Source organism: [Flexibacter] sp. ATCC 35103 (genome assembly GCF_001975985.1).
In the GTDB taxonomy this organism is placed as follows: Bacteria; Bacteroidota; Bacteroidia; order Flavobacteriales; family Flavobacteriaceae; genus Flavobacterium.
On the sequence record NZ_MTQF01000003.1, the window covers coordinates 283,924 to 308,723 of the forward strand.

The window sequence follows — 24,800 nt, forward strand, 5'->3', positions numbered from 1 at the left end:
TAAAAATAAAAGTATGAAAAAGTTAATTATAGGAGCGGCAATTTTATTTGTTCAAATGTCTTTTGGTCAGGTTACCAAAGATTTAGGTGATTTTGATACCGTAAAAGTTTACGACAAATTAAGTGTAAAATTAGTTCAGTCGTCTGAAAATAAAGTTGTTATAAAAGGAGCAAGAGAAACAGAACTGGAAGCTGTAAATAAGAATGGTGTATTGAAATTAAGAATGCCTTTTCCAAAACTGCTGTCAGGAAATGATCTTGAAGTAACTTTGTATTATAAACATATTGAATTGATTGATGCTAATGAAGGTGCAGAGGTTACAAGTAAAGAAGCCATAAAAGCAACTTCGTTTAAAGTAAGTGCTCAGGAAGGTGCTAAAATCAATGTAGATTTAAATGTTGATAAACTAAAAGTAAGCTCTGTTTCTGGCGGAGAAATTACTGCAACGGGTAAAGCAGATAACCTTGATGCAAGTTTAGGAGCCGGTGGATATTTCTTAGGAAGTAAATTAGCCACGTCTCAGACTAAAGTAAGCGTTTCTGCGGGAGGAAAAGCAGATGTGAATGCTTCGACCTTAGTTGATGCAAAAGTGAGCGCAGGAGGCTCTATTTACATTTATGGTAAACCGAAACAAATTAATCAGAAAACAGTTTTTGGAGGTAAAATCGAAGAAGTAAAATAAGAAATCGTATTTGAATGATAAATGATATTTTGGCTGGACTGCCATGGGGACTTTTTTTAAGTTTTATGGTAGGTCCAGTATTTTTTATACTACTGGAAACCAGTATTACAAAAGGATTCAGAGCTGCAATAGTTTTTGATCTTGGTGTAGTATTAGGTGATATTTTTTTTATAGGAATTGCTTATTTAGGAAGTTACAGACTTATTCAGAGTTTAAAGGACAAACCTGCTCTCTTTATTTTTGGCGGAATCATTATGCTGGCTTACGGCATAATTTCATTCGTAAGATTAAAAAATGAAGAAAAAATTGATGATGAAGAAATCGACCGCGATATCATTAAAAGAAACTACGGTAGTTTGTTTATAAAAGGCTTTTTACTGAACGTTATCAACATTGGTGTATTGGGTTTTTGGCTGGCAGTTATTATTTCTGTAGGACCAAAATTAGAAATGCAAAATTCAAGAATGTTTACTTTTTTTACAGCGGTTATTATTACTTATTTATTAGTAGATTGTATTAAAATATTATTAGCGAAGCAGTTAAAATCTAAAATGACACCAACTAATATTCTCAAAATTAAAAAAGCGATCAGTATTGTTTTAATGGTTTTTGGAATTGTGTTAATAACTCAGGGTTGGTTTCCTAAAGAGAAAGAAATGGTTCGAAATGCTTTTGAGAAGATTGAAAAGTAGTTGTTAATAACTCAAAATTATAAATTTAAACCTCTGAATTTCAGAGGTTTTTTTATGTTTATAACCTTCGTAGTGATAAAACTTTGTCAAAGTTTTAAACTTCGACAAAGTTGACTCCAGTTTGTCATTCTGAGGAACGAAGAATCACACTAGTAATTCCGAAAAGTAAACCCGACAGGTTTTTAAAACCTGTCGGGTTTGTATAGAAGTTTAATGATGAAATTTTCTAAAAATTAAGCACAAAAAAAGAGACACATTTCTGTATCTCTTTTAGAGACATCATCTGGATTCGAACATAAATCTTTATCTAATTTTTTCTAAAAATTCAAAACATAAAAAAACCTCCAAGTTTCCTTAAAGGTTTTTGAGATATCGTCCGGATTCGAACATAATCTTTATCTAATTTTTTCTAAAAATTCAAAACATAAAAAAACCTCCAAGTTTCCTTAAAGGTTTTTGAGATATCGTCTGGATTCGAACGTAATCTTTAATCTAATTTTTTCTAAAAATTTAAAACATAAAAAAACCTCCAAGTTTCCTTGAAGGTTTTAGAGGCATCGTCCGGATTCGAACCGGAGTAGGAGCTTTTGCAGAGCCCAGCCTAGCCGCTCGGCCACGACGCCGTAGTTGAACGGATGGCAAAAGTAACTAAAATCTTTAAATTTCAAAAGATTAAAATGAAGTATTTTAAAAAATTAGCTTTTTATTTAAAAGAATTACTTTCTATTTTCTGTCATTTTTATAGTAACTGATTCAACATCACCACCAATAGGAGGATTTATTTTAGAAACCCAAACAGTACTTTTTTCTATCATTTCTATTTCGGCAAGTACACGAATATTGATTCTTTTGGCTACATGTTCTAATAAATGGGAACGAATGGCCATTTCTTCAGTAACAATTTTGTTCAAATGAACATAATCGACAGTATCTAAAAGATGATCTGTTTGCGCTGATTTTTGTAAATTGGTTTTAATTTTTAGATCAACAGTGTAGTCAGATCCAATTTTTCCTTCTTCGATTAAACATCCGTGGTAGGAAAAAGTACGGATATTTTTTAGTTTAATAACTCCCATTTTAAATTTAGTTTCAAGTTCTAAGTTTCAGGTTTACTGAGAAGTTTCTAAAGAAAACTGTAAACTGTAAACCGAAAACTGTAAACTTTTTTATCTTTGCTAAAATTACTATAAAATAATGGCATCAGAAGAGAAATCACTCAATTTTATTGAACAAATCATAGAAGAGGATCTTAAATCAGGTCTTTCACAAAGTAAACTTCATTTTCGTTTTCCACCAGAACCAAATGGTTATTTACACATTGGTCATGCAAGTTCTATTGCATTAAATTTTGGTCTAGGAATTGATTATCAGTCTCCTGTGAATTTACGTTTCGACGATACAAACCCTGAAAAAGAAGAACAGGAATTTGTTGATGCAATTAAAAAAGATGTTGAATGGCTGGGTTATACCTGGTCAGAAGAACGTTATGCATCTGATTATTTTCAACAATTGTATGATTGGGCAGTTTTATTAATTAAAAAAGATAAAGCCTATGTTGATAGTCAATCTTCCGAAGATATGGCAATTCAAAAAGGAACTCCTTCAAGTGTTGGAACTGATAGTCCATTTAGAAATCGTTCTGTAGAAGAGAATTTAGATTTATTCGAAAGAATGAAAAATGGTGAATTTGAGGCAGGTACTCACATTCTTCGTGCAAAAATAGATATGAAATCAACTAATATGTTGATGCGTGATCCTATCATGTACAGGATTTTACACAGGCATCATCATAGAACCGGCGATGATTGGAAAATCTATCCAATGTATGACTGGGCACACGGACAAAGTGATTATTTAGAAGGAATTTCACACTCATTTTGTACACTTGAATTTTTGCCTCACCGCGAATTATACGATTGGTTTTTAGATCAGATTTTAGAAGATAATAAGCTTCGTCCAAAGCAAAGAGAATTTGCAAGACGTAACTTATCACATACCGTTGTTAGTAAAAGAAAATTACAGCAACTAGTTAAGGAAAAGCATGTTAACGGTTGGGATGATCCTAGAATGTCTACCATTTCAGGATTAAGAAGACGTGGTTATACAGCTGCTTCATTACGTAATTTTGCTAATACAATTGGTATTGCAAAGCGTGATAATTTAATAAATGTTTCCGTTTTAGAGTTTTGTATTCGTGAAGATTTGAACAAAATTGCACCCCGTGTAATGGCTGTTTTAGATCCTGTAAAACTGGTAATTACAAATTATCCTGAAGGAAAAGAGGAGTGGTTGGAAGCCGAAAATAACCAGGAAGATGAAAATGCAGGGTTCAGAAAAGTACCTTTTTCTCGTGAATTATACATCGAAAGAGAAGACTTTTTAGAAGAAGCTCCGGCTAAATTTTTCCGTTTAACTTTAGGAAAAGAAGTACGTCTTAAAAATGCTTATATCATTAAAGGAGAAAGTGTTATAAAAGATTCTAAAGGAAATATTACAGAGATTCATGTAACTTATGATACCGATTCTTTAAGCGGAAGCGGGACAGAAGCAAGTCAAAGAAAAGTGTCTGGAACATTGCATTGGGTTTCTATATCGCATGCAATTGAAGCAGAAGTTCGTATGTACGATCGTTTGTTTACAGATGAAGCTCCAGACAGTTATAAAGAGAAAAATTTCTTAGATTTTGTGAATCCAAATTCTTTAGAAATTATCACAGGATTTGTTGAACCAAGTTTATCAACAGCTCAAAATGAAGATAAATTTCAGTTTCAACGTTTAGGGTATTTTACTGTTGATAAAGATTCAACTGCTTCAAAATTAGTGTTTAACAAAACTGTTGGACTTAAAGATGCCTGGGAAGAGAAGGGGAAAAAAGAAGAAAATAGCATCAATAATTCTTTAAAAGATATCAATAAATATTTTAAAGTAGATACTAAGCCGGAACGTATTGCAATTGAAAGTGCAATAGGGGAGAGCATTAAAAATGTTACGAGTTTTTCTTTATTACAAAATTCATTAAAAAAGAATATCAACAATAACAAAGGATCTTTGTTGTTTGCTCAGTTTATTTTAAAATATTCAATTTTGAAATCTAAAGATTTTGAAGAAGATGATATTAAAAAATTATATACAATGTCTCTTAGAAGCGAGTCGACTTATGTGAGATCTAAAGCTCTTTTAAATTTAAGAGATATAGAAGATTTAAATTTGAAAAATCAATTTGAAGATGAAATTCTGAAATTGTATTCAAATCCTCCAAAAAATGCTTCAGAGCGAGAAATTGAAATTCTTGCCGAAATGGTAAAAAAATAATATCAATATAATCTATTTAAAAAGCGCTTTTATAAGCGCTTTTTTTATTATTTGATTTATCTATTAAAATTTAATATTTTATAGATTTTTTAGATTAAAAACAAGCTTCATAAATTGATTTTAAGCTAAATTTTAATTTATTCCACCTCGTTAATCATCTTTTAAAAAATAATCAAACAGAAGCTTTTATTTTAGTTTTAGGTATGGTTTCAGCCCGTTTTTTACGTTGTTAACATACAATTGTTTATAAAGTTGCTATTTTTATCCAAACGTCAAATCTAAAGTGTCAAACTTTAAAAACACTTAAGAATCGAATATGAATTTTTCTAATAATTTAAAAATGAATAATTTTTGGTTTTAGAGTAAATTCTAAATATGAATTCTAAAGATTGGTTTTATGGTCAATTGTAATTGTGATTGTATTTTGATAATACTTCGAGCATAAAAGTATTTTTCAGAGGGTAGTTCATAATTTAAAAATTTCATGAAATTAATTTTATGGCTTATTTGAAATTTTGTCTTTCGTTTTGACAGAAACAATTTTAATCCTTAAATTTTAATATTATGAAAATTCTATTTTTTACGCTATCAATTTTATTTGCAAATATTGCAATTTCGCAAACGCACCAAATTACAAAACACAATGGTGAAGAACTGGATGTTAATTTTATAAAAATCGAAAATGATTTAGTTTACTATGCTGTAAACGGAAGTAGTGAAGAACATAAAATTAGCAAATATGCAGTTTCAAAAATTACTAATAAACAATCTAATCAAACTCAGAAAGTATCTGATAAAGTTACCGTAGATTCAAAATCAGATTATAAATTTGTAACTATTTTATCTCAGGATAAGACAATAGGTTTAAAACAAGTTGCTAATTTTTCAGGAGTCTCGACAAAGACCAAAGGTGAACCGCCAATTGCAAACCAAAATCATACTACAATGAGAATCAAAACTCAATCTGCTTCTAATGGTTATCCATTTGTAAGTGTTATAGATAAAGGAGACGGTAAGTATGAAGCTGTTGCATATGTGTATTAAATTTAGTGTTAATTTTAATTAAATTACAATTAATCAATAATTTATAATTTAAAAAAAGACTACCTTTATTATTCATTAAAATTTTAATATTATGTCAAAAAACGTAAATACAGTTGCAGCAATTTTAGCTGGTGCTGCGGTAGGAGCAGCGATCGGAATTTTATTTGCTCCGGATAAAGGATCAAAAACCCGTGCTAAATTAAAAGAAGGTTTGGATGACGCAAAACATAATTTACAAGATTCTCTTTCAGCCAGTTCTGAAGTGCTACGTGAAAAATTTGCTCATGCAAAAGAAAATCTTGACGGAACATATGGTGAATTACTCTCGAATATGAGTTATAAAACAGAAGAAGTAATCAGTTTTTTGGAATCTAAATTAGCTGATTTAAAAGCGCAAAACGCAAAACTTCAAAAATAATAAATCCAGGAAGCACAAAACTAGAGTGAATTTTATGGTTGCTTAGGTTATTTCAATTTTAGAAAAAATCTAAATCAATTATTAAATTACAAGTTTTGTGCTTCTTTTTTAATTTAAATTACAATTATGGCTTTTGAAGAATTAAAAGAAAATACTGAAAATATACAAGAGCAGGCTAAAGTTTATCTGGACAGTCATTTGGCATATTATAAACTTTGGGGTTTTAAGGTTGCCATGAAATCGACAACTTTAATTTTTAAGTTTACTTTGATTTTATTGTGTTTTAGTATGGTGATGATTTTTGGATCTTTTGCTGCAGCTTATGCTTTTGGATCTTTATTTGAAAGTAATGCACTTGGATTTTTAGCAGTAGGAGGGATCTATTTAGTGTTTACAATTTTACTTTTCTTCTTAAAAGATAAAGTTGTAGAAGGTCCTATATTAGAAAAATTTTCAGAAATCTTTTTTAATGACTAATTATGGAAAATAAAAAATACGCATCATACGCAGAAATCGAAAGAGATTTAGAAATTCTGAAATTAGAGAAAGAGATAAATTACCAGAAATTGGTTTTAAGTTTTCAAAGAACTAAGGAGTCAATTACACCAGAAAATATTGTTAGTGGAGTCTTTTCTTCTTTCAAAGATTATTTTACAACTTCATATTCGCAAATTTTTCAATCAATTTTACCGTATATTATCAATTGGTTTATGAATAAAAAAAGAGGCAATTAAGCCTCTTTTTTGTTTTATGTTATTGTCCTGATTCTGGTATGATGTCATCTTCATAACCAGATTGTGGCTGAATTGGTTTTGGTTTTACCACTTTCTTATTGTTTTTCTTCATCATTTCGCCAACCTGGTTTGATGCTGTAAACGATGCAACCATATTATTTAGCATATCGCTTCCGGCTTGAGGAGAGTTTGGTAACAAAATTAAGTTAGAATTAGCATCTGCACCAATAGCTTGTAAAGTATCATAATGTTGAGTTACTACAATCAGGGCAGAAGCTTCTTGAGAATTAATACCCACATTGTTCAAAACTTCAACACTTTCTACAAGTCCTCTTGCAATTTCACGACGCTGATCTGCAATACCTTGGCCTTGTAAACGTTTACTTTCGGCTTCAGCTTTTGCTTTTGCAACGATTCTTATTCTTGAACTTTCAGCTTCAAATTCAGCAGCTGTTTTTTCTCTGTCAGCAGCATTAATTCTGTTCATCGCATTTTTTACCTGAATGTCCGGATCAATATCTGTTACCAAAGTATTGATAATATCATATCCGTAAGTAGTCATGGCTTCATTCAATTCTCTTTTTACGGCAATCGCGATATCATCTTTTCTTTCAAAAACATCATCCAGTTTTAGTTTAGGAACTTCGGCACGAACGACATCAAAAACATAAGCGGTAATTTGATCGTGTGGATATTCTAGTTTATAAAAAGCATCATATACTTTTTCCTGAATAACTTTAAACTGAACCGAAACTTTCATTTTGATGAAAACGTTGTCTTTGGTTTTGGTTTCGATGATAACATCAAGTTGTTGAATTTTTAGATTTACACGTCCGGCCAATCTGTCAACAACCGGAATTTTTAATTGTAATCCTGAATTTCTTACGCTGTGAAATTTTCCAAATCTTTCTATAATTACTGATGATTGTTGTTTTACAGTAAAGAAGGAAGACATTAAAATAAAAAATCCTACGACTAAAAGGATAATAAATGCTGTACCCATAATGATATTGATTTAGTTTTTATGATCTGGTAAATTACGAATATTCTGCCAATTTCAATTTTTTTAAGCGTAAAAAAAACGCTAAGACCATTTTAATAATGTGTCTTAGCGTTTTGTTTTTTGAAACATTCTTAATGTTTCTTTTTTTTAAACCATTAAGGGATTAAGAAAAATTAAGCCAAACTTTATGAACTTAATATTTTAATGGTAAAATATTATAAAGTTGAAATCGCTTTCTGAATTCTCGAAATAGTTTCTTCTTTTCCGATGATTTCAACAATGTCAAATAGGTGAGGACCTTTAAGAGCTCCAACCAAACTTAGACGGAAAGGCTGCATAACTTTACCCATCCCGATTTCGTTTTTAGTCAACCAGTCTTTTACGATTGCTTCAATATTTGCTGAATCAAAACCATCAATATATTCAAGAGTAGAAATCAATTCCTGCATTAAAGCCGGTGTTTCTTCTTTCCAGTTTTTGCTTGCTTTTTCATCATATGATGTTGGTGCCTGGAAAAAGAAATCAGTCAAATCCCAAATATCATTCGCAAGAACTAAACGATCTTTTATCAATGACATTATTTTTATAACAACGTCCTTGTTGATTTTAATACCTTTTGATTCTAAAATTGGTTCGAAAATTTCAGCTAAAAACGCATCACTTTTATTTGACAAGTAATGATGATTTACAGATTTTGCTTTATCAATATCAAATCTTGCTCCAGCTTTATGAACTCTGCTTAAATCAAAAGCTTCAACCAATTCCTGTAATGAAAAATATTCTTTTTCTGTTCCATCATTCCAGCCAATCATAGAAAGGAAATTTATTAATGCATCTGGCAAATATCCGTCACCTTTAAATCCTTTTAGTTCTTTCCAATCTAAAGGAAATACTGGAAATCCACCGATTTCACCGTCACGTTTAGATAATTTTCCTTTTCCATTTGGTTTTAAGATTAAAGGTAAATGTGCAAATTCCGGAGCATCCCAACCAAAAGCTCTGTATAATAAAACGTGAAGTGGCATTGATGGTAACCATTCTTCACCACGAATTACGTGTGAAGTTTCCATCAAATGATCATCAACAATATTGGCTAAATGATAAGTTGGCATTCTGTCACTTTTAAACAAAACTTTATCATCAAGTAAACTGGTTTCGAATTTTACATCACCACGAATGATATCTTTTAAATGTAAAGTTTCATCAACCGGAGTTTTAAAACGAATCACATAATGTTCTCCATTTGCAATTCTTTTAGCTACTTCTTCAGCTGAAATTACCAGAGAAGTATCTAACTTTTCACGGATTGTGTGATTGTAAATAAATGTTTTTCCTTCAGCTTCTTGTTCTTTTCTTAAAGCATCAAGAGCTTCTGGAGTATCAAAAGCATAATATGCCCAACCAGAATTGATCAGTTGATCAGCATAAGTTTGGTATAATTCCTTACGATCACTTTGTCTGTACGGACCAAATTTTTCGTTTTTCCCAACAGTTTCTTCAGGAGAAATTCCTAACCATTCCAGCGCTTCCATAATATAAGCTTCGGCACCAGGAACAAAACGAGTCTGATCTGTGTCTTCAATTCTTAGATAAAAAACACCATTGTTTTTTTTGGCAAATAAATAATTAAATAGGGCAGTACGAACTCCGCCAATATGTAAAGGTCCTGTTGGACTTGGTGCAAAACGCACACGAACTTGCTGTGACATTTGTTTAAATTTTGTTGCAAAGATACAATTCTAATTAGAGAATTAGAAAATGTGTTTAATTAGATAATTGTCTTGTTTTTGGCTTAATTTTTTAATTACCATTATTAAATTATCCGAGAAGTTTAAGTTGATAATGTTTTCCTGCAGCTCAATTTTCTAATTATCTAATTCATCATTTTCTAATTAGTAATGTCTTGTTTGTAGCTCAATTGACTAATTTTCTCATTGAGAATTATCTAATTAAAATTACTACTTTTATGGGTTATAAATAAAACAGATTCACATTGAAAACAACATCTGCTATATACCAAAAGCTAGAAGCATTTATAAAGAAATATTATACGAATGAATTGATAAAAGGAGGACTTCTTTTTATTGGTTTCGGATTATTGTACTTTCTGTTTACGCTTTTTATTGAATATTTTCTTTGGTTAAAACCATTAGGAAGAACATTATTATTTTGGATATTTATAGGAGTAGAAGTTTTTCTATTGTTCCGATTTATTTTATTCCCAATTTTTAAGTTGTTCAAACTTCAAAAAGGAATCGATTATAATCAGGCTTCGGCAATTATTGGAAATCATTTCACAGAGGTGAGTGATAAGCTAACTAACTTTTTGCAATTGTCAGCGTCTGAGAATTCAGCAGAAAGTTCAGAGTTGATGTTGGCTTCGATAGAGCAAAAAGCAAATTCATTGCAACCAATTCCTTTTGGAAATGCGATCAATTTTAAAAACAATAAGAAGTATTTGCCTTTAGCAATCATTCCAATTTTGCTTTTTGCTGTATTTTATATTTCAGGAAATAGTAATGTAATTTCTCAAAGTTTAAATAGAGTAGTGCATTTTAATGCTACATTTTTGCCACCTGCACCTTTTAAATTTGTAGTTCTAAATGCGAATTTGCAAACAGAACAAAACAAAGATTTCGTTATCAAAATGGAATCAGTTGGTAATGTTGTTCCGGAAAATGTAATGATTCATATTGGTAATGAAAGTTATTTTATGGAATCATCTCAACCTGGAAAGTTTGAATTCAAGATTGAAAAACCAGTTTCGAATGTGGAGTTTTCTTTTGAAGGAAATTCAGTTTCATCTGAAGAATATGAATTAAAAGTAATCACCGTTCCGTCAATTGCCAACTTTGAAATGGTGTTGAATTTTCCATCTTATCTGAAAAAGAAATCAGAAACTATTCAGGGAACTGGAAATGCAATTGTACCGGAAGGAACTTTGGTGACTTGGAAAATGAATACGCAATCGACTCAGGAGATTGTTTGGAAGGATGAAAACTCAGTTTTGAAGTTCAATAAGGCCGAAAATGAGTTTAAATTAGCTAAAAATATCAGTCAAAATACAGAATATCAAATTCTTACCTCTAATAATAAAGTAAAAAATTACGAAAAACTCAATTATCAGCTGTCAGTTATCAAAGACCAGCATCCAACAATCAATGTTGCGCCAGCTCCGGACAGTTTGAAACTGGATAAGAATTATGTTTTGGGTAGGTTAGGAGATGACTACGGTTTGTCTAAATTACAGGTTGTTTATTACGAACGCAACAAACTAAACACTGCCAAGCGTGGAACCATTCCAGTGAAGTCTGGAGTATTTGATCAGTTTGTTTTTAACTTTCCAAGTAATCTTGCCGTGCAGGAAGGAGTATCTTACGAATACTATTTTGAGGTTTTTGATAATGATGCACCACATGGTTTTAAGAGTACAAAGTCTTCTGTTTTTTCTGATCGTGTTTCTACAACAGATGAAGTTCATGATCTGGAATTGCAACAACAAAACCAGAATATAAATAGTTTATCGAAGTCTTTAAAAAATCAGGAAAAACAATTTTCTGAAATGGATAAGATTCAGAAAGCAGGAAGAGAGAAAGATAATCTAGAGTTTAAAGATCAGCAAAAAGTCAACGATTTTATCAAACGTCAGAAACAACAAGACGAGTTGATGAAGCAATTCGCTGAGAAAATGAACAAGAATCTTGATAAATTTCAATCTGAAAAGAAAGACAATACTGCTGATGATTTACAAAAGCGTTTAGATAATGCAGAGAAAGATTTAGAAAAAAATCAGAAGTTAATGGATGAATTGAAGAACTTAAATGATAAATTAAACAGCGAAGAGTTGTTTGATAAAATGGAAAAGTTCAAACAGATCAGTAAGAACCAATCTCGTAATTTGGAACAATTAGTTGAACTAACCAAACGTTTCTATGTATCTAAAAAAGCAGAACAAGTTGCAGATAAATTAAAGAAGTTAGCAGACCAACAGGAACAACTTTCGAATAAAGAAAAAGAAAATACTCAGGATAAACAAGACGAGATTAATAAAGCTTTTGATAAAATTCAGGAAGATTTAAAAGATCTGAAAGAAGAAAATAAAACTTTAAAAGCGCCTTTGGATATTCCGAATGATGCTTCAAAAGAAAAGGATTTGAAGAATGATTTACAAAAAGCTTCTGAAGAACTGAGTAAAAAGAATTCATCTTCGGCTAAGCCAAAACAAAAAAGTGCAGCCAAGAAAATGAAAAGTATGGCTGAGCAAATGGATTCAAGTATGGAAGGTGGAGAACAAGAACAACTAGAGGAAGATGTTGCCATGCTTCGTCAGGTTCTGGATAATCTTTTAGCTTATTCGTTATCTCAGGAAGATGTGATGAAACAATTTAAAACAATGAAATTAGGTTCATCAGCATTTACCAGAAATATTAAAACACAACAAAATTTAAAACAACAGTTTAAACATGTTGATGATAGTTTGTTTGCATTGTCTCTTCGTAACCCAAAAGTAGCCGAAGATGTTACCAAAGAAATTGGAAATGTACAATACAATATAGATAAAGCCATTGAAACTTTAAGTGATGTTCAGGTTCCTAAAGGAGTTTCGCATCAACAATATGCTGTTTCATCTGCTAATAAATTAGCTGATTTTTTAAGTGATTTATTAAACAATATGCAAATGTCTATGTCTAAACCAGGATCAGGAAAACCAAAACCAGGTGACGGACAAGGAATGCAATTACCGGATATTATTCAAAAACAAAAAGGCTTAGCAGATAAGATGAAAGAGGGAATGAAAGCTGGTGACAAACCAGGAGATAAACCAGGCGAAGGTCAACAAGGAAAATCTGGTGAAGGCAAGCAAGGTCAGGGAAAAGGAGGTCAAGGTAAAAACGGTGAAGGTAAAGATGGTCAAGGAAATAAAAGCGGTGGAAAAAGTAATGAAGGAAAAGATGGTAATGATGGAGAAGGAGATGCTGAAGCTATCATGGAAATTTATAAAGAGCAAGTAAAACTTCGTGAAGCTTTGCAAAAAGAATTAGCTAAACAAGGATTAGATTCGCAGGGTAAATCTGTAATTGACCAAATGAAAGCTTCTGAAAAACAACTTTTGAATAAAGGATTTAAGAATGAGAACTTACAACGTATCCTTAATATTCAACAAGAATTATTAAAATTAAACAATGCAGTTCAGCAACAAGGTCAAGATACAAAGCGTCAATCTGAAACTAACAAGGCTGAATTTTCTAATAGAACGAATGCTTTACCTAGTTCACTTTTGGAATATTTAAACAGTGTTGAGATATTAAACAGACAATCACTACCTTTGCGCTCGAATTTTAATCAAAAGGTTCAAGAATATTTTAATACAAAATGATCAATTTTAATTACGAAACCGAATTTACTTTAGACAACGAACAAGCCTTTGCAGATTGGTTAAGTGCTGTAATCGTGTCTGAAAACAAAAACGAAGGTGAGATAAATTACATTTTTTGTGATGATGAATATCTTCATAAGATAAATGTAGAATATCTAAATCACGATACACTAACAGATATTATCAGTTTTGATTATACAGTTGGTAATGAATTAAACGGAGATATATTTGTTTCTGTTGAAAGAGTAGAAGATAATGCTAAGGATTTCAATGTTTCTTTTATCGAAGAATTGAAACGTGTTCTTGCTCACGGTATACTACATTATTGTGGATACAAAGATAAGAGTGATTCTGAAGCTGAACTTATGCGTTCAAAAGAGGATGATAAGATTGCAATGTTTCACGTGGAACAGTAATTAAACCACTTTTGAATATTTAGAATTTTGTGTTCCACGTGAAACATTTTCATCTAGATTGATAGATTTTATAAAGGTTCCACGTGAAATATATTTAAAATTTTGAAATTAGAGTGTTCCACGTGGAACTTTTTAAGTATAATTTTAGAAAAACCGATAGGGATTTAATCTTGATTTTTTTTAAGATTTAGTATAAAGTGTTTCACGTGGAACATGAAATAATCGGTTTTGATTTTGGTTTTTCTTGTTCGAAAATTCATTTTTTAAATCGTTCCACGTGGAACAGGATGTATTTGAAAATTTGAAATTGCAAAAATGATGTTTCACGTGGAACAGTTTTTGAATTCTGAGATTTGAATTTGAGATTTTGAAATCAGCAGTATTTTGATTTTTATACTGAGTTTTGAATTGTTGAATTGAATTTTTTTTCGAACGAATCAAGAATGTCTCACGTGAAACAGAAGTTTCGTTCTGGAAATTTTGATAGAAAGATTGAAGAATGTGTTTGTGTAATCTGTTCCACGTGGAACAGATTTATGTCGTTTAAGACGGAATCTAGGTTTTATAGATTGTGTTCTTGAATTTGAAAATTTGAATTTTGCGCGTTAGCGCCGTTCCACGTGGAACAAAAAGGAGTTAAAAAGTAATTCTGAGAATCGCCTTAAACGGTTTGCAGAGAATAATAAAACAAAATGTTTTTAGAAGAATACGATGTTATTGTAGTTGGTGCAGGTCATGCTGGATCTGAAGCCGCGGCAGCGGCCGCAAATTTAGGATCAAAAACTTTATTGGTTACCATGAGTCTGCAGAACATTGCACAGATGTCTTGCAACCCAGCGATGGGAGGAATTGCAAAAGGACAAATTGTGCGTGAGATTGACGCGCTTGGTGGATATTCGGGAATTGTTTCCGATCGCACGGCAATTCAATTTAAGATGTTGAACAAATCAAAAGGACCTGCTATGTGGTCGCCAAGAGTTCAAAGTGATCGAATGCGTTTTGCCGAAGAATGGAGAATGATGTTGGAGGGAACTCCAAATCTGGATTTCTACCAAGAGATGGTGAAAGGTTTGATTATCGAGAACGGAAAGATAAAAGGAATCAGAACTTCGCTAGGAGTAGAGATTCGATCTAAATCTGTTGTGTTGACAAACGGAACTTTTTTGAATGGTTTGATTCATATCGGAGAAAAACAATTCGGAGGAGGAAGAGCAGGTGAAAGTGCCGCAACAGGAATTACCGAAGATTTGGTGAAAGCCGGATTTGAATCAGGAAGAATGAAAACAGGAACGCCACCACGAGTTGATGGACGTTCTTTGGATTATTCTAAAATGAACGAAGAAAAAGGAGATGCGAAACCGGATAAGTTTTCTTATTCGGATTTAACCGTTCCGTTAACGCATCAAAGATCTTGTCATATGACATACACGTCATTGGATGTTCATGATATTTTGAGAGAAGGTTTTGATCGTTCGCCAATGTTTAACGGAAGGATTAAAAGTCTTGGTCCAAGATATTGTCCTTCGATAGAAGATAAGATTAATCGTTTTGCTGATAAAGAACGTCACCAATTATTTGTTGAGCCGGAAGGTTGGAATACTTGTGAAGTTTATGTAAACGGATTTTCGACTTCGCTTCCGGAGGATATTCAGTTTAAAGCTTTGAGTTCTGTTGCAGGTTTTGAGAAAGTGAAATTCTTCCGCCCAGGTTATGCAATCGAATATGACTATTTCCCGCCAACGCAATTGAAACATACTTTGGAAACAAAGTTAGTTGAAGGTTTATATTTTGCCGGACAAATAAACGGAACAACAGGATATGAAGAAGCAGCTTCTCAAGGATTGATGGCCGGAATAAATGCGCATTTAAAAGTGCACGAAAAAGCGCCATTGATTTTAAAACGTGACGAAGCTTATATTGGAGTGTTGATTGATGACTTGATTACGAAAGGAACGGAAGAGCCATATCGTATGTTTACATCAAGAGCGGAGTATAGAACTTTGTTGCGTCAGGATAATGCAGATTTTAGATTAACGCCAATGTCGCATGAAATTGGTTTAGCTTCTGAAGCTCGTTTACGCAGAATGGAAAAGAAATTAAACGAATCTGAAAAGATGGTTGCGTTCTTTAAAGAAACAAGTGTTTCGGTTGCTGAAACAAATCCAATTTTGGAAGCGAAAGAAACAGCTCCGATTACGCAAGGTGATAAAATGTTTAAAGTTTTTTCACGTCCGCAAATTGATTTGGAGGATATGATGAAGTTTGAAAAAGTAAAGGAGTATATTGAATCGAATGATGTAGATCAGGAGATTTTAGAACAAGCCGAAATTCAGGTGAAATATTCCGGTTATATAGAAAAGGAAAGAAATAACGCTGATAAACTTACTCGTTTAGAAGAAGTGAAGATTCCGGAAAATTTCGATTACAATAAAATCAAATCAATGTCGATTGAAGCAAAGCAAAAATTGAGCAAGATTCGTCCTGTAACAATATCTCAAGCTTCAAGAATAAGCGGAGTATCACCAAGTGATATTTCCGTATTGTTGATTTATATGGGAAGGTAAGAAAAGTGATCAGTCTCAGTTTTTAGTTTTCAGTGAATGCTGGATACTGAATGCTGAGACTGTTTTATTGAATTGTTCCACGTGAAACGAATTTACGATTTTGTATTTTGTAGAGATGCACTGCTGTGCATCTAACGCCTAGTATATATTATACAAATTAATCTTTGGAACCAAGACGCACTGCTGTGCGTCTCTACGATATAAATCCGAATAATTAAAAATGATTAAATTGTTCCACGTGAAACTATTTATTTAAATTTTGCCAATATGAAAATTGTCGAAGTCAAAGTTCTATCTGAAGGACAAAAAGAAGTTTTGCGTGAACTGTGGAATAATGAATATCCTGCGAGATTACATTTGAAAACTATTGCAGATTTTGATTTGTATTTAAATGGACTTTCTAATACAAAACATTATTTATTATTTGATGATTCAGATCTAATTGTGGGTTGGACTTTTACTTTTTTGAGAGAGGATGAAAATTGGTTTGCAATAATTTTAGATCATCAAATTCAAGGAAAAGGAAATGGATCACTTTTGATGAATAAAATAAAAAGTAAAAATGATTGTTTGAATGGCTGGGTTACTGATCATGAAAATGAAGTAAAACAAAATGGAGATTTATATAAATCGCCAATGCCGTTTTATATTAAAAACGGTTTTGCAATTATTGCAGAGACAAGAATTGAAAATGAAAAAATGTCGGCTGTAAAAATAAATTGGAAACGCTAGAAGAAAAAAAATAAATATAAAAATTAATAAGCCCTAAAAGTAAAATTTTGCTTTTAGGGTTTGCTATGAAATTAAACCAAAATACCTATAATTAAAAAATGGACGTTTTAAACAAAAAACATTTTCTTACTGTAAAAGACCATTCTGTATCTAAAGAAGTTTTCGAATTGTATTATGATGAAACTTTAGATATGTTGATTACATCTCCGCAACCTGATTTAGAAAATCTAGGTAAATATTATGAAAGCGAAGATTATATTTCGCACACTGATAACAAACGATCGTTATTTGAAAAAGCATATCACTTTGTGAAAAATATTGCTTTAAAAAATAAATTGAATTTGATTAATAGTGAGCAACCCCAAAAAGGACGAATTTTAGATATTGGTGCCGGAACCGGAGATTTTTTATTAACGACAAAAAATGACGGTTGGGAAACTGTTGGAGTAGAACCAAGCGAGAGAGCAAAAAATATTGCGATACAAAAAGGAATTTCTTTTGTGAATGAAATTAGTGCTCTTGAAAATAATTCATTTGACGTAATTACCATGTGGCACGTTTTAGAACATGTTCCAAATTTAGAATTGCAAATCCAGGAATTAAAACGTTTATTAAAACCAACTGGAACATTAATTATTGCGGTTCCAAATTTTAAATCATACGACGCAAAACATTATGAAACTTTTTGGGCAGCTTATGATGTGCCAATTCACTTTTGGCATTTTTCAAAAAAAGCCATCAAATCACTTTTTGAAAAAGTGGATATGAAATTAGAAAAAGTGCTTCCGATGAAATTTGATTCTTTTTATGTGAGTCTATTATCCGAAAAATATAAAACCGGGAAAATGAATTATGTGAGTGCATTTTTTGTTGGTTTAAAATCAAATTTAAAAGCGAGCAGTACAAAAGAGTATTCATCCCACATTTATGTCTTGAAAAACAGCTAAAATGCAAAATAAGCGCGTTTCTGGCGCTTTTTCCGCTCAAGTGAGGGGAAATATCCTCTTTTTTGAGAAAACGTCTCTAATTAAAGCTATAAAAGCCACTTTCGATAGTGGTTTTTTATGCTTTAAACAGCTTCCATAAATAAAAACAATACCATAAAAAACGGGTGTTTTTTGAAGTTTTGCGACTGAATTTTTCTGATTTTAAATTTTTGAAATCATGAAGATGAAAATTGTCAGGAATTTTAATTTTATCGAAAATTGGATTTTATATTTTCAGAAAAGCAGAATTTTAAAAAATGTTGGTAATTGAATTTCGGTTTTAAAAATTTTAAAATAATAAATGATTTTTTGACTTTTTTAGATGTCATAAATTTCAAAAACATAAAAATGAAAAAAAAAGCATTCAACATTCACTTTGTGATTTAAAAAACGGCTAAAACGCGAAATAAGCCTGTTTCTTGCGACTTTTTAGCCTAAATAAAGATGAAATATGTCTTTTTTGAGAAAGTGTTTCTAATAAAAGATATGGAAGTCACTTTTGATAGTGTTGAATTATTGACATTTTTTTTTCGATAAATAAAAACAATATCATAAAATTCCACCATTTTTTAAACTTTATGTTGATGCTATTTATTTTTTTATATTTTTGTCTTCAATACATTAAAAAAATAGAAATTCAAAAAATGAAAAAAGCATTAGTAATTATCGCACTTTCAATTTTCGCCGTTTCATGTAATAAAACCGCAGAAGTTAAGGAAGTAAAAACAGCTTACGTAGATACTTCAGTTTTAATGAAAGAGTACACTGAAGCAAAAGACCTTGAAGCTAAATACAAAGCTCAAGCCGAAGAAAAAGGAAGACAACTACAAGCTGAGATTACACGTTTTAAACAAGACGCTGCTAATTTTCAAAGTCAGGCACAAGCAAATGGTCAAGCCTGGGCTCAACAAAGAGGTGCTGAATTGCAAAAAAGAGAACAACAATTGGGTTATGCTCAACAAGCTTTGTCTCAACAATTGCAACAAGAAAGTGGTGTTGAAATGGATTCTCTAGTAAGCGGAGTGAAAAAATTCATCAAGGATTACGGTAAGAAAAACGGTTATTCTTATATCTATGGTACTGGTGATGCTGCATCAATTTTATATGCTGAAGAGAAATACGATATTACAAAAGATATCATTAAAGCTTTGAATGACAAATATAAAGCTGAGCCGAAAACAGAAGAAAAACCAGCAGTAAAAGAAGGAGAAGCTGCTAAAAAATAATACCAAACTAACTAATTAAATTAAAAACCTAAGTCTGTAAAGATTTAGGTTTTTTCTTTTATAAAAATGCGATACTTTTAGTTTTTCAATACAAGCCCAATGCAAAACGTTACAGAAGCAGCTGCTTACACCTTACAATTCATCAATCAAACGCAAAAATCTATCTTCCTGACTGGTAAAGCAGGAACAGGAAAAACTACGCTTTTACGCGAAATCATTGCTACAACGCACAAAAATACGGTAGTTGTGGCGCCAACTGGAATTGCGGCGCTAAATGCCGGCGGAGTAACGATTCATTCGATGTTTCAATTGCCATTTTCAGCTTTTATTCCATCTTATGACGAAGCTTCTCAGTTTACTGAAACAGTTAAATTTGAGAATAAGGAAACCTTGCGCCGACACTTTAAAATGAATAATGTAAAGCGTAATGTGATCAGAAATATGGAGCTTTTGATTATTGATGAAGTGAGTATGCTTCGTGCTGATTTACTGGATGCTATCGATTTTATGATGCAAACGGTGCGTAAAAATTCGCGTCCTTTTGGTGGAGTTCAGGTGCTTTTTATTGGTGATTTATTACAGCTTCCGCCGGTAATCAGAGATGAAGAATGGCGAACTTTGCGCAATTATTACAAAGGAAAATTCTTTTTTCATTCGCATGTAATTCAGCAATATCCGCCTTTATATATCGAATTATCAAAGATTTATCGTCAGTCTGATGATACTTTTATTTCGGTTTTGAACAATCTTCGAAACAATGAGATTACGCCTCAGGATATTCATGTTTTAAATCAATATGTGAAACCTGATTTTGATTTAAAAAATAATCCTGGATATATTACACTTACAACGCATAATGCTAAAGCCGATTCGATTAACGAACAGGCAATAGGCGATTTAGCCGGAAATGAATTTGCTTATCAGCCTTTTATTGTGGGAGATTTTCCAGAGAAAATTTTTCCGGTCGAAGAAAATCTGAAACTAAAAATTGGCGCTCAGGTCATGTTTGTTAAAAATGATTTGTCTTTTGATAAGCGTTATTTCAACGGAAAAATGGGCGTTGTAAAATCACTTTCACCAGAAGAAATATTTATACATTTTCCAGAAGAGAATAAAACCATTGAGGTTGAAAAATACGAGTGGAAAAACATTCGATACAAAGTAAACGATCTCACCAAAGAAGTCGAAGAAGAAGTTTTAGGCACATTTGCACATTATCCGCTTAAATTGGCGTGGGCAATAACGGTTCATAAAAGTCAGGGATTAACTTTTGAGAAAGCAGCGCTCGATGTATCGCAAGTTTTTTTGCCCGGACAAGCATATGTTGCATTATCGCGTTTAACGTCCTTAAATGGGCTTATTTTGCTTTCTCCGCTGCAAATGAATGGTATTTCGAACGATCAGGATGTTATGGATTATGCTTTGAATAAAGCGACTGAAGAAATTCTGAAACATTCTTTGCATTTTGAAACTAAAAATTTTATTCATAACTATTTGATTAACAGTTTTAATTGGGCAGATTTAGCACAAGAATGGCGCAATCATCGTTTTAGTTATAACGAAAACGCAGTGGCTTCAGAAAAATCAAAACATGCTGCCTGGGCACATAAACGTTTAGAAATAATAGATTCGCTGGCAGATCCGGCACAAAAATTCGTTCATCAGCTTAATAAAATTTTTAATAAAGAAACGGTAGATCTCTTTTTTGTTCAGGAAAGGGTAGTGGCAGCATATGATTATTTTTTCAAGCCAATGGACAAATTGGTGACGGATCTTTTGAATAAAATGGCGGAAATTCAGAAATTTAAAAAAGTAAAAGAGTTTTATGAAGAGCTTGCTTTTTTAGATGATTTGCAAACCAAAGCTGTTTTGCGTTTAATGAAGGCCAAATTGCTAATAGAAATTGTCGTTGCTGGTGAAACCATCTGTAAAGAAAAATTGACGTCTACAGCGATTAAAAACTATAAATTAGACAAGATTGCGAAGATCCGGGAGGAATTTAATATGTCGAATACCGATATTTTTAAATCTGATGAGCCTGTAGTACGTTATACTGCGAGAAAACTGGATAAAAATGAACCAAAGACTGCGAAGAAAACAACAATAGAAGAAACGCACGATTTGTGGCTGGAAAAAAATTCTATTCAGGATATTGCCAGAATTCGTAAATTAACAGTGCAAACTATCGAAATGCATTTGGTTAAACTTATCCAGGCTAAAAAAGTAGAGATTTCAGATGTTTTGCCGTACGATAAAATACTGGCGCTTCGGGAAGCTTTTCAGTTTTATCAGGAAGAATCTCTGAACGGTTTAAAAGAAAAACACGGAGATGAATTTACCTGGGATGAACTTAAAATGTTCAAGGCCAGTATAAATTGATTTTTGATTTTTGGCGCGAAATTTGGAATTTGTTCTGAATCCTTGTGATGAAATTTTGAGATAAACTATATAAACATTATGTAAAATAGAAATATGAAAAAGCTGATATACATAGCATTACTTGTTTTTTCTGTTCACAACGCAGTAGGACAGGATTTAAAACCAGAATATCAAAAGTTTATTAAAACGTTTATAGACAACGTAAAAAATAATAAAAAAGAGGCTGTAGCAAATATTATTCGGTATCCTTTAAACAGAGATTATCCCATTCCTTCTGTTAAGAACAAGGCCGATTTTATAAAGAGATATGATCAGATTTTTGATGCCGATTTAAAAAATGAAATCATTAAATCTAATCCTGCAAAAGATTGGTCACAAGTGGGCTGGCGCGGAATAATGCTAAATCAGGGCAGTATTTGGATCGATGAAGATGGTCGTTTGATTACTATAAATCATCAATCAAAATATGAGGAAGATTTAAAAAATAAACTGATTAAAAGCGACAAAGCGAAGGTACATTCGTCTATTGCGAAATTTAAAGAACCGGTTTATATTCTGGAAACTTCAAAATTCAGAATTAGAATTGATGATTTAGGGAATAATAATTATCGATATGCTTCGTGGTCAATCAAACAAAAAATGACTGAAAAGCCTGATTTAATTATCACTAACGGAAAATGGATTCAGGATGGAAGCGGAGGAAATCATCATATAGAATTTAAAAAAGGAAACTATGTGTATGATTGTGATATCATAGTTTTGGGCGAAAAAGATTCACCTCCCGCCAGATTAATTATTACTCAGGGCGATAAAGAAATTCTTAATCAGGATGCGATAATTGTTCCACGATAAACAAAAAAGCCTATTTGCAGACACAAATAGGCTTTTTTAGTTTTAATTTTCAGCTTTTACTTTATCCAGTTTTTTTTGCTGTTCCATCTTTTTTAGTTTCAGTTTTTGAATTTCAAGATCTTGCTCTTTTAATTTAATCTGTTGTTTTTGAAGATCTTCCTGAGAAATCGAACTGGAGTTTATCTTTGATTCCAGCTTTTGCTTATTTGATTCTAGTTTATCGATTTTCTTGTTGGTAGCTGCAATATCATTTTCAGAATTTTTGAGATCCTTTTGATGCTTGTCGAGCTTTTTTTGCTCTTTTTTTAAAGTCGATTGCTCGTCGCTTAGCTTTTTTCGGTAATCATTTGTTGCCTTTTGTGCTTCTTTATCAGCTTTTTTCTGTGCGATTTCCTGAGCTTTTTCAGTAGTTGATATTGTCTGTGCAATAAAAACATTTGAATTTAGAATAAGTACCGCTACAAGAAATAATTTTAGGGTGTATTTCATTTTTTGTTCTTTAAAAGTGTGGAACAAAAATAGATTTACGACTATAGAAACGAGGACAGATAAGGTTTTTTTAAAGACAAAATAAGACAAAAAAAATCCTAATCGTTAAGGATTAGGATTTTGATATTATAGTGATTCAATTAGAATCCAGGCATCTGGATTTTCACCTTTCTGAATTTCTTTTTGTGCTTTTTCGGCTTCAGCCATTGTAGCATAACTTCCGTATAAAACAGGGAATAAACCATGTTTGTTTTCGCCTAGCATTCTTGCTTTAAAACCATCTTTAATCAATTGGTTATAGGCTTTTCTTGCATTTTGCTCACTTCTGAATGCGCCTGCCATAATATGATAAGGCATCGCTTTTTCTTCAGCAGCTTCTACTTTTGCTGAATCTACAGAAAGTGTTACAGCTGGTAATGGATTTTGAATCAAAAATGTAGCTTCCTGAATCTTGTTTTGTACTTTTTTCTGAACAGCACTTTCAACAATAAGTGTTTTGGTAGCTATTTGATTTTGATATAATGGATATCCTATACTTCCTGTAATTCCTAATCCTAAAACAAAAATTGCAGCATATTTCAAGAATGAATTCGAAGATCTTCCTTCTTCTTCAAATAAGGCAATAGGCTCTCTTTCTTCAATTTCCCTGATTTTTTTCTCAAAATTTTCTTTTTTCACAATTGGTGAAACAAACGGACTTAATCCAAAAGAACTTGTTAGGAAATTGGTTTGATCATTTGGTGTGAAGATGATATTTTTCTCAGAATTTAAACGAATTTCACCAATATTTTTTAGGCTTATTGTGCCATTTTCATCTAAGGTTTTTTTCCAGCTCTGAACTTCAAAAGCAATGGCACTTACAGCAAAACCGTAAGATGTTTTTTCTCCGTTTGCGATATGATTTGCCAATAGCCCGTCATTGTTTTTCAAATGGCTATTAAAAGAAATCATTTTCTTGGGTGGAAAAAACGAATTTGTGCTTTCATTAAGCTGAGCCGAGTGAATTTCGGTTAAAAATGCTCCAAACCCTGGAACCGTTACACACTGATAACGATACAATAACTGTGCTATGTAAGTTTCGATTTTCATAGTAACAAAGTTATGCAACGAATATAGTTATCAAAATTTTATTCACAATTTTTATTAACAATTCGAATATTTTTACAGTTAATTAATTTTCAATTAGTTATGATAATTAATCTTTTTTCTGATTCTGGATATAATATTTAAATTTATTATTTTTGGAAGAATTTACTTTGAATTATGGGTGTTTATTTTTTGTTATTTTGAAATATGATTTGATAAATCTTCTTGTTCAAAGTATTTTTATTAGTAATTAATTTCTAAACTTTAGAACACATAACTTTAAGTAAATGATTCCTTTTTTAGATTTTTAAACAACTCTCTTAAATATACCCATTTGTAGGTATTTTTTTCCTTTAATAAATGCATAGATTTGATTATTATTAACTTAAAAACTAAAATTATGGAAAATTATGATGTTGATGGTACTATTTTGAAAGGTAAAAAAGCAGTTATAGCTGTAGTGATACCACCGCTTTCTGGAAATAATTTTTATGGTATTTATGATATCTATAATATTTCAGATGAGAAAGAAAACAAAATTGTAATTCATTTTAAGGACCTTTTTGGAAAACCTTTAGTAGCGAATGATTTTTTTGAATCATTTGTTATTGATTTAAGTGATAAGAAATTTTTATCAATTGACTTTTCTAGGCCAATAAAGGTTGCTTTTCATCATGAAAATGGAGAATTAAAGAGACCCATTGAAGATGTATACAGAAGGGTTTTTGATTTTAAAAAAGAGAAAGGGAAAGATATTCCAGATACAACTGGCAGAGGAACAATCCGTGAAGGTGCGAAAAAATAAACG

21 protein-coding genes and 1 tRNA gene are annotated in these 24,800 nt (G+C 31.7%); 16 read left to right on the plus strand and 6 right to left on the minus strand.

Going from position 1 to position 24,800, the window contains the following annotated elements; all coding sequences use genetic code 11:
- The first annotated feature begins 13 nt into the window (after positions 1-13).
- Together BXU01_RS05570 and BXU01_RS05575 are read left to right on the plus strand one after the other, a co-directional pair.
- The gene (locus tag BXU01_RS05570; protein ID WP_083692092.1) at positions 14-682 is read left to right on the plus strand and encodes a head GIN domain-containing protein; all 669 of its coding nucleotides are present in this window, start codon (positions 14-16) and stop codon (positions 680-682) included.
- A gap of 14 nt (positions 683-696) precedes the next feature.
- A complete protein-coding gene (locus BXU01_RS05575) occupies positions 697-1,374 on the plus strand; it encodes a LysE family translocator (protein ID WP_083692093.1) in 678 nt (225 codons plus the stop codon).
- A gap of 552 nt (positions 1,375-1,926) precedes the next feature.
- On the opposite strand, the gene BXU01_RS23615 is transcribed toward BXU01_RS05575, so the two are convergent.
- Positions 1,927-1,997, minus strand: a tRNA-Cys gene (locus BXU01_RS23615).
- 93 nt (positions 1,998-2,090) lie between these two features.
- On the minus strand, positions 2,091-2,450 hold the full coding sequence (gene folB / locus BXU01_RS05580; RefSeq protein ID WP_083692094.1) for a dihydroneopterin aldolase: 360 nt from the start codon (positions 2,448-2,450) through the stop codon (positions 2,091-2,093).
- A gap of 118 nt (positions 2,451-2,568) precedes the next feature.
- On the opposite strand from folB, the gene BXU01_RS05585 reads away from it, so the two are divergent.
- The 5 genes from BXU01_RS05585 (at position 2,569) to BXU01_RS05605 (ending at position 6,882) form a co-directional block, all read left to right on the plus strand.
- Positions 2,569-4,686 (plus strand): glutamine--tRNA ligase/YqeY domain fusion protein, encoded by a 2,118-nt coding sequence (locus BXU01_RS05585; protein WP_083692095.1) that lies wholly within the window; start codon positions 2,569-2,571, stop codon positions 4,684-4,686.
- Between the two features lie 564 nt (positions 4,687-5,250).
- The gene (locus BXU01_RS05590) at positions 5,251-5,730 is read left to right on the plus strand and encodes a hypothetical protein (protein WP_083692096.1); all 480 of its coding nucleotides are present in this window, start codon (positions 5,251-5,253) and stop codon (positions 5,728-5,730) included.
- 91 nt (positions 5,731-5,821) lie between these two features.
- Positions 5,822-6,148: a YtxH domain-containing protein gene (locus tag BXU01_RS05595; protein ID WP_083692097.1), complete on the plus strand. Its 327-nt coding sequence runs from the start codon at positions 5,822-5,824 to the stop codon at positions 6,146-6,148.
- A gap of 126 nt (positions 6,149-6,274) precedes the next feature.
- On the plus strand, positions 6,275-6,625 hold the full coding sequence (locus tag BXU01_RS05600; RefSeq protein WP_083692098.1) for a competence protein: 351 nt from the start codon (positions 6,275-6,277) through the stop codon (positions 6,623-6,625).
- Between the two features lie 2 nt (positions 6,626-6,627).
- Entirely contained in the window at positions 6,628-6,882 is a 255-nt protein-coding gene (locus BXU01_RS05605; RefSeq protein WP_083692099.1) for a DUF6327 family protein, read from the plus strand.
- Between the two features lie 19 nt (positions 6,883-6,901).
- Here BXU01_RS05605 and BXU01_RS05610 read toward each other — a convergent pair whose 3' ends face one another.
- Both BXU01_RS05610 and gltX read right to left on the minus strand, forming a co-directional pair.
- Complete coding sequence (locus BXU01_RS05610; protein ID WP_083692100.1) at positions 6,902-7,885, minus strand: SPFH domain-containing protein; 984 nt, start codon at positions 7,883-7,885, stop codon at positions 6,902-6,904.
- A 215-nt stretch (positions 7,886-8,100) separates the two neighbouring features.
- Complete coding sequence (gltX, locus tag BXU01_RS05615) at positions 8,101-9,594, minus strand: glutamate--tRNA ligase (protein WP_083692101.1); 1,494 nt, start codon at positions 9,592-9,594, stop codon at positions 8,101-8,103.
- A gap of 284 nt (positions 9,595-9,878) precedes the next feature.
- Between gltX and BXU01_RS05620 the strand changes: the two genes are divergently transcribed.
- The 8 genes from BXU01_RS05620 (at position 9,879) to BXU01_RS05655 (ending at position 22,417) form a co-directional block, all read left to right on the plus strand.
- Positions 9,879-13,262: a DUF4175 family protein gene (locus BXU01_RS05620; RefSeq protein ID WP_083692102.1), complete on the plus strand. Its 3,384-nt coding sequence runs from the start codon at positions 9,879-9,881 to the stop codon at positions 13,260-13,262.
- Entirely contained in the window at positions 13,259-13,678 is a 420-nt protein-coding gene (gene ybeY, locus BXU01_RS05625) for an rRNA maturation RNase YbeY (protein WP_083692103.1), read from the plus strand. The genes BXU01_RS05620 and ybeY overlap by 4 nt, the downstream gene beginning before the upstream one ends.
- Positions 13,679-14,370: 692 nt before the next feature.
- Positions 14,371-16,242: a tRNA uridine-5-carboxymethylaminomethyl(34) synthesis enzyme MnmG gene (gene mnmG / locus BXU01_RS05630; protein ID WP_083692104.1), complete on the plus strand. Its 1,872-nt coding sequence runs from the start codon at positions 14,371-14,373 to the stop codon at positions 16,240-16,242.
- A gap of 267 nt (positions 16,243-16,509) precedes the next feature.
- The gene (locus BXU01_RS05635) at positions 16,510-16,974 is read left to right on the plus strand and encodes an N-acetyltransferase (protein WP_083692105.1); all 465 of its coding nucleotides are present in this window, start codon (positions 16,510-16,512) and stop codon (positions 16,972-16,974) included.
- Positions 16,975-17,072: 98 nt separating this feature from the next.
- Positions 17,073-17,921, plus strand: coding sequence for a bifunctional 2-polyprenyl-6-hydroxyphenol methylase/3-demethylubiquinol 3-O-methyltransferase UbiG (locus tag BXU01_RS05640; RefSeq protein ID WP_083692106.1), 849 nt, complete (start codon positions 17,073-17,075; stop codon positions 17,919-17,921).
- A gap of 683 nt (positions 17,922-18,604) precedes the next feature.
- On the plus strand, positions 18,605-19,186 hold the full coding sequence (locus BXU01_RS05645; protein ID WP_083692107.1) for an OmpH family outer membrane protein: 582 nt from the start codon (positions 18,605-18,607) through the stop codon (positions 19,184-19,186).
- Positions 19,187-19,285: 99 nt separating this feature from the next.
- On the plus strand, positions 19,286-21,565 hold the full coding sequence (locus BXU01_RS05650; RefSeq protein WP_083692108.1) for a helix-turn-helix domain-containing protein: 2,280 nt from the start codon (positions 19,286-19,288) through the stop codon (positions 21,563-21,565).
- Positions 21,566-21,658: 93 nt separating this feature from the next.
- Positions 21,659-22,417 (plus strand): hypothetical protein, encoded by a 759-nt coding sequence (locus BXU01_RS05655; protein WP_083692109.1) that lies wholly within the window; start codon positions 21,659-21,661, stop codon positions 22,415-22,417.
- A 42-nt stretch (positions 22,418-22,459) separates the two neighbouring features.
- Here the strand turns inward: BXU01_RS05655 and BXU01_RS05660 are convergent, their stop codons facing one another.
- Both BXU01_RS05660 and BXU01_RS05665 read right to left on the minus strand, forming a co-directional pair.
- The gene (locus BXU01_RS05660; protein WP_083692110.1) at positions 22,460-22,906 is read right to left on the minus strand and encodes a hypothetical protein; all 447 of its coding nucleotides are present in this window, start codon (positions 22,904-22,906) and stop codon (positions 22,460-22,462) included.
- Positions 22,907-23,032: 126 nt separating this feature from the next.
- Positions 23,033-23,995: an SPOR domain-containing protein gene (locus BXU01_RS05665; protein ID WP_055094468.1), complete on the minus strand. Its 963-nt coding sequence runs from the start codon at positions 23,993-23,995 to the stop codon at positions 23,033-23,035.
- Positions 23,996-24,392: 397 nt separating this feature from the next.
- On the opposite strand from BXU01_RS05665, the gene BXU01_RS05670 reads away from it, so the two are divergent.
- Complete coding sequence (locus BXU01_RS05670; protein WP_083692111.1) at positions 24,393-24,797, plus strand: hypothetical protein; 405 nt, start codon at positions 24,393-24,395, stop codon at positions 24,795-24,797.
- The last annotated feature ends 3 nt before the right edge of the window (positions 24,798-24,800 follow it).

Bases quoted from the DNA above. Each gene is read 5' to 3' on its own strand.
- BXU01_RS05570 (WP_083692092.1), top strand. From the start codon at position 14: ATGAAAAAGTTAATTATAGGAGCGGCAATTTTATTTGTTCAAATGTCT.
- BXU01_RS05575 (WP_083692093.1), top strand. From the start codon at position 697: ATGATAAATGATATTTTGGCTGGACTGCCATGGGGACTTTTTTTAAGT.
- folB (WP_083692094.1), bottom strand. From the start codon at position 2,450: ATGGGAGTTATTAAACTAAAAAATATCCGTACTTTTTCCTACCACGGA.
- BXU01_RS05585 (WP_083692095.1), top strand. From the start codon at position 2,569: ATGGCATCAGAAGAGAAATCACTCAATTTTATTGAACAAATCATAGAA.
- BXU01_RS05590 (WP_083692096.1), top strand. From the start codon at position 5,251: ATGAAAATTCTATTTTTTACGCTATCAATTTTATTTGCAAATATTGCA.
- BXU01_RS05595 (WP_083692097.1), top strand. From the start codon at position 5,822: ATGTCAAAAAACGTAAATACAGTTGCAGCAATTTTAGCTGGTGCTGCG.
- BXU01_RS05600 (WP_083692098.1), top strand. From the start codon at position 6,275: ATGGCTTTTGAAGAATTAAAAGAAAATACTGAAAATATACAAGAGCAG.
- BXU01_RS05605 (WP_083692099.1), top strand. From the start codon at position 6,628: ATGGAAAATAAAAAATACGCATCATACGCAGAAATCGAAAGAGATTTA.
- BXU01_RS05610 (WP_083692100.1), bottom strand. From the start codon at position 7,885: ATGGGTACAGCATTTATTATCCTTTTAGTCGTAGGATTTTTTATTTTA.
- gltX (WP_083692101.1), bottom strand. From the start codon at position 9,594: ATGTCACAGCAAGTTCGTGTGCGTTTTGCACCAAGTCCAACAGGACCT.
- ybeY (WP_083692103.1), top strand. From the start codon at position 13,259: ATGATCAATTTTAATTACGAAACCGAATTTACTTTAGACAACGAACAA.
- mnmG (WP_083692104.1), top strand. From the start codon at position 14,371: ATGTTTTTAGAAGAATACGATGTTATTGTAGTTGGTGCAGGTCATGCT.
- BXU01_RS05635 (WP_083692105.1), top strand. From the start codon at position 16,510: ATGAAAATTGTCGAAGTCAAAGTTCTATCTGAAGGACAAAAAGAAGTT.
- BXU01_RS05640 (WP_083692106.1), top strand. From the start codon at position 17,073: ATGGACGTTTTAAACAAAAAACATTTTCTTACTGTAAAAGACCATTCT.
- BXU01_RS05645 (WP_083692107.1), top strand. From the start codon at position 18,605: ATGAAAAAAGCATTAGTAATTATCGCACTTTCAATTTTCGCCGTTTCA.
- BXU01_RS05650 (WP_083692108.1), top strand. From the start codon at position 19,286: ATGCAAAACGTTACAGAAGCAGCTGCTTACACCTTACAATTCATCAAT.
- BXU01_RS05655 (WP_083692109.1), top strand. From the start codon at position 21,659: ATGAAAAAGCTGATATACATAGCATTACTTGTTTTTTCTGTTCACAAC.
- BXU01_RS05660 (WP_083692110.1), bottom strand. From the start codon at position 22,906: ATGAAATACACCCTAAAATTATTTCTTGTAGCGGTACTTATTCTAAAT.
- BXU01_RS05665 (WP_055094468.1), bottom strand. From the start codon at position 23,995: ATGAAAATCGAAACTTACATAGCACAGTTATTGTATCGTTATCAGTGT.
- BXU01_RS05670 (WP_083692111.1), top strand. From the start codon at position 24,393: ATGGAAAATTATGATGTTGATGGTACTATTTTGAAAGGTAAAAAAGCA.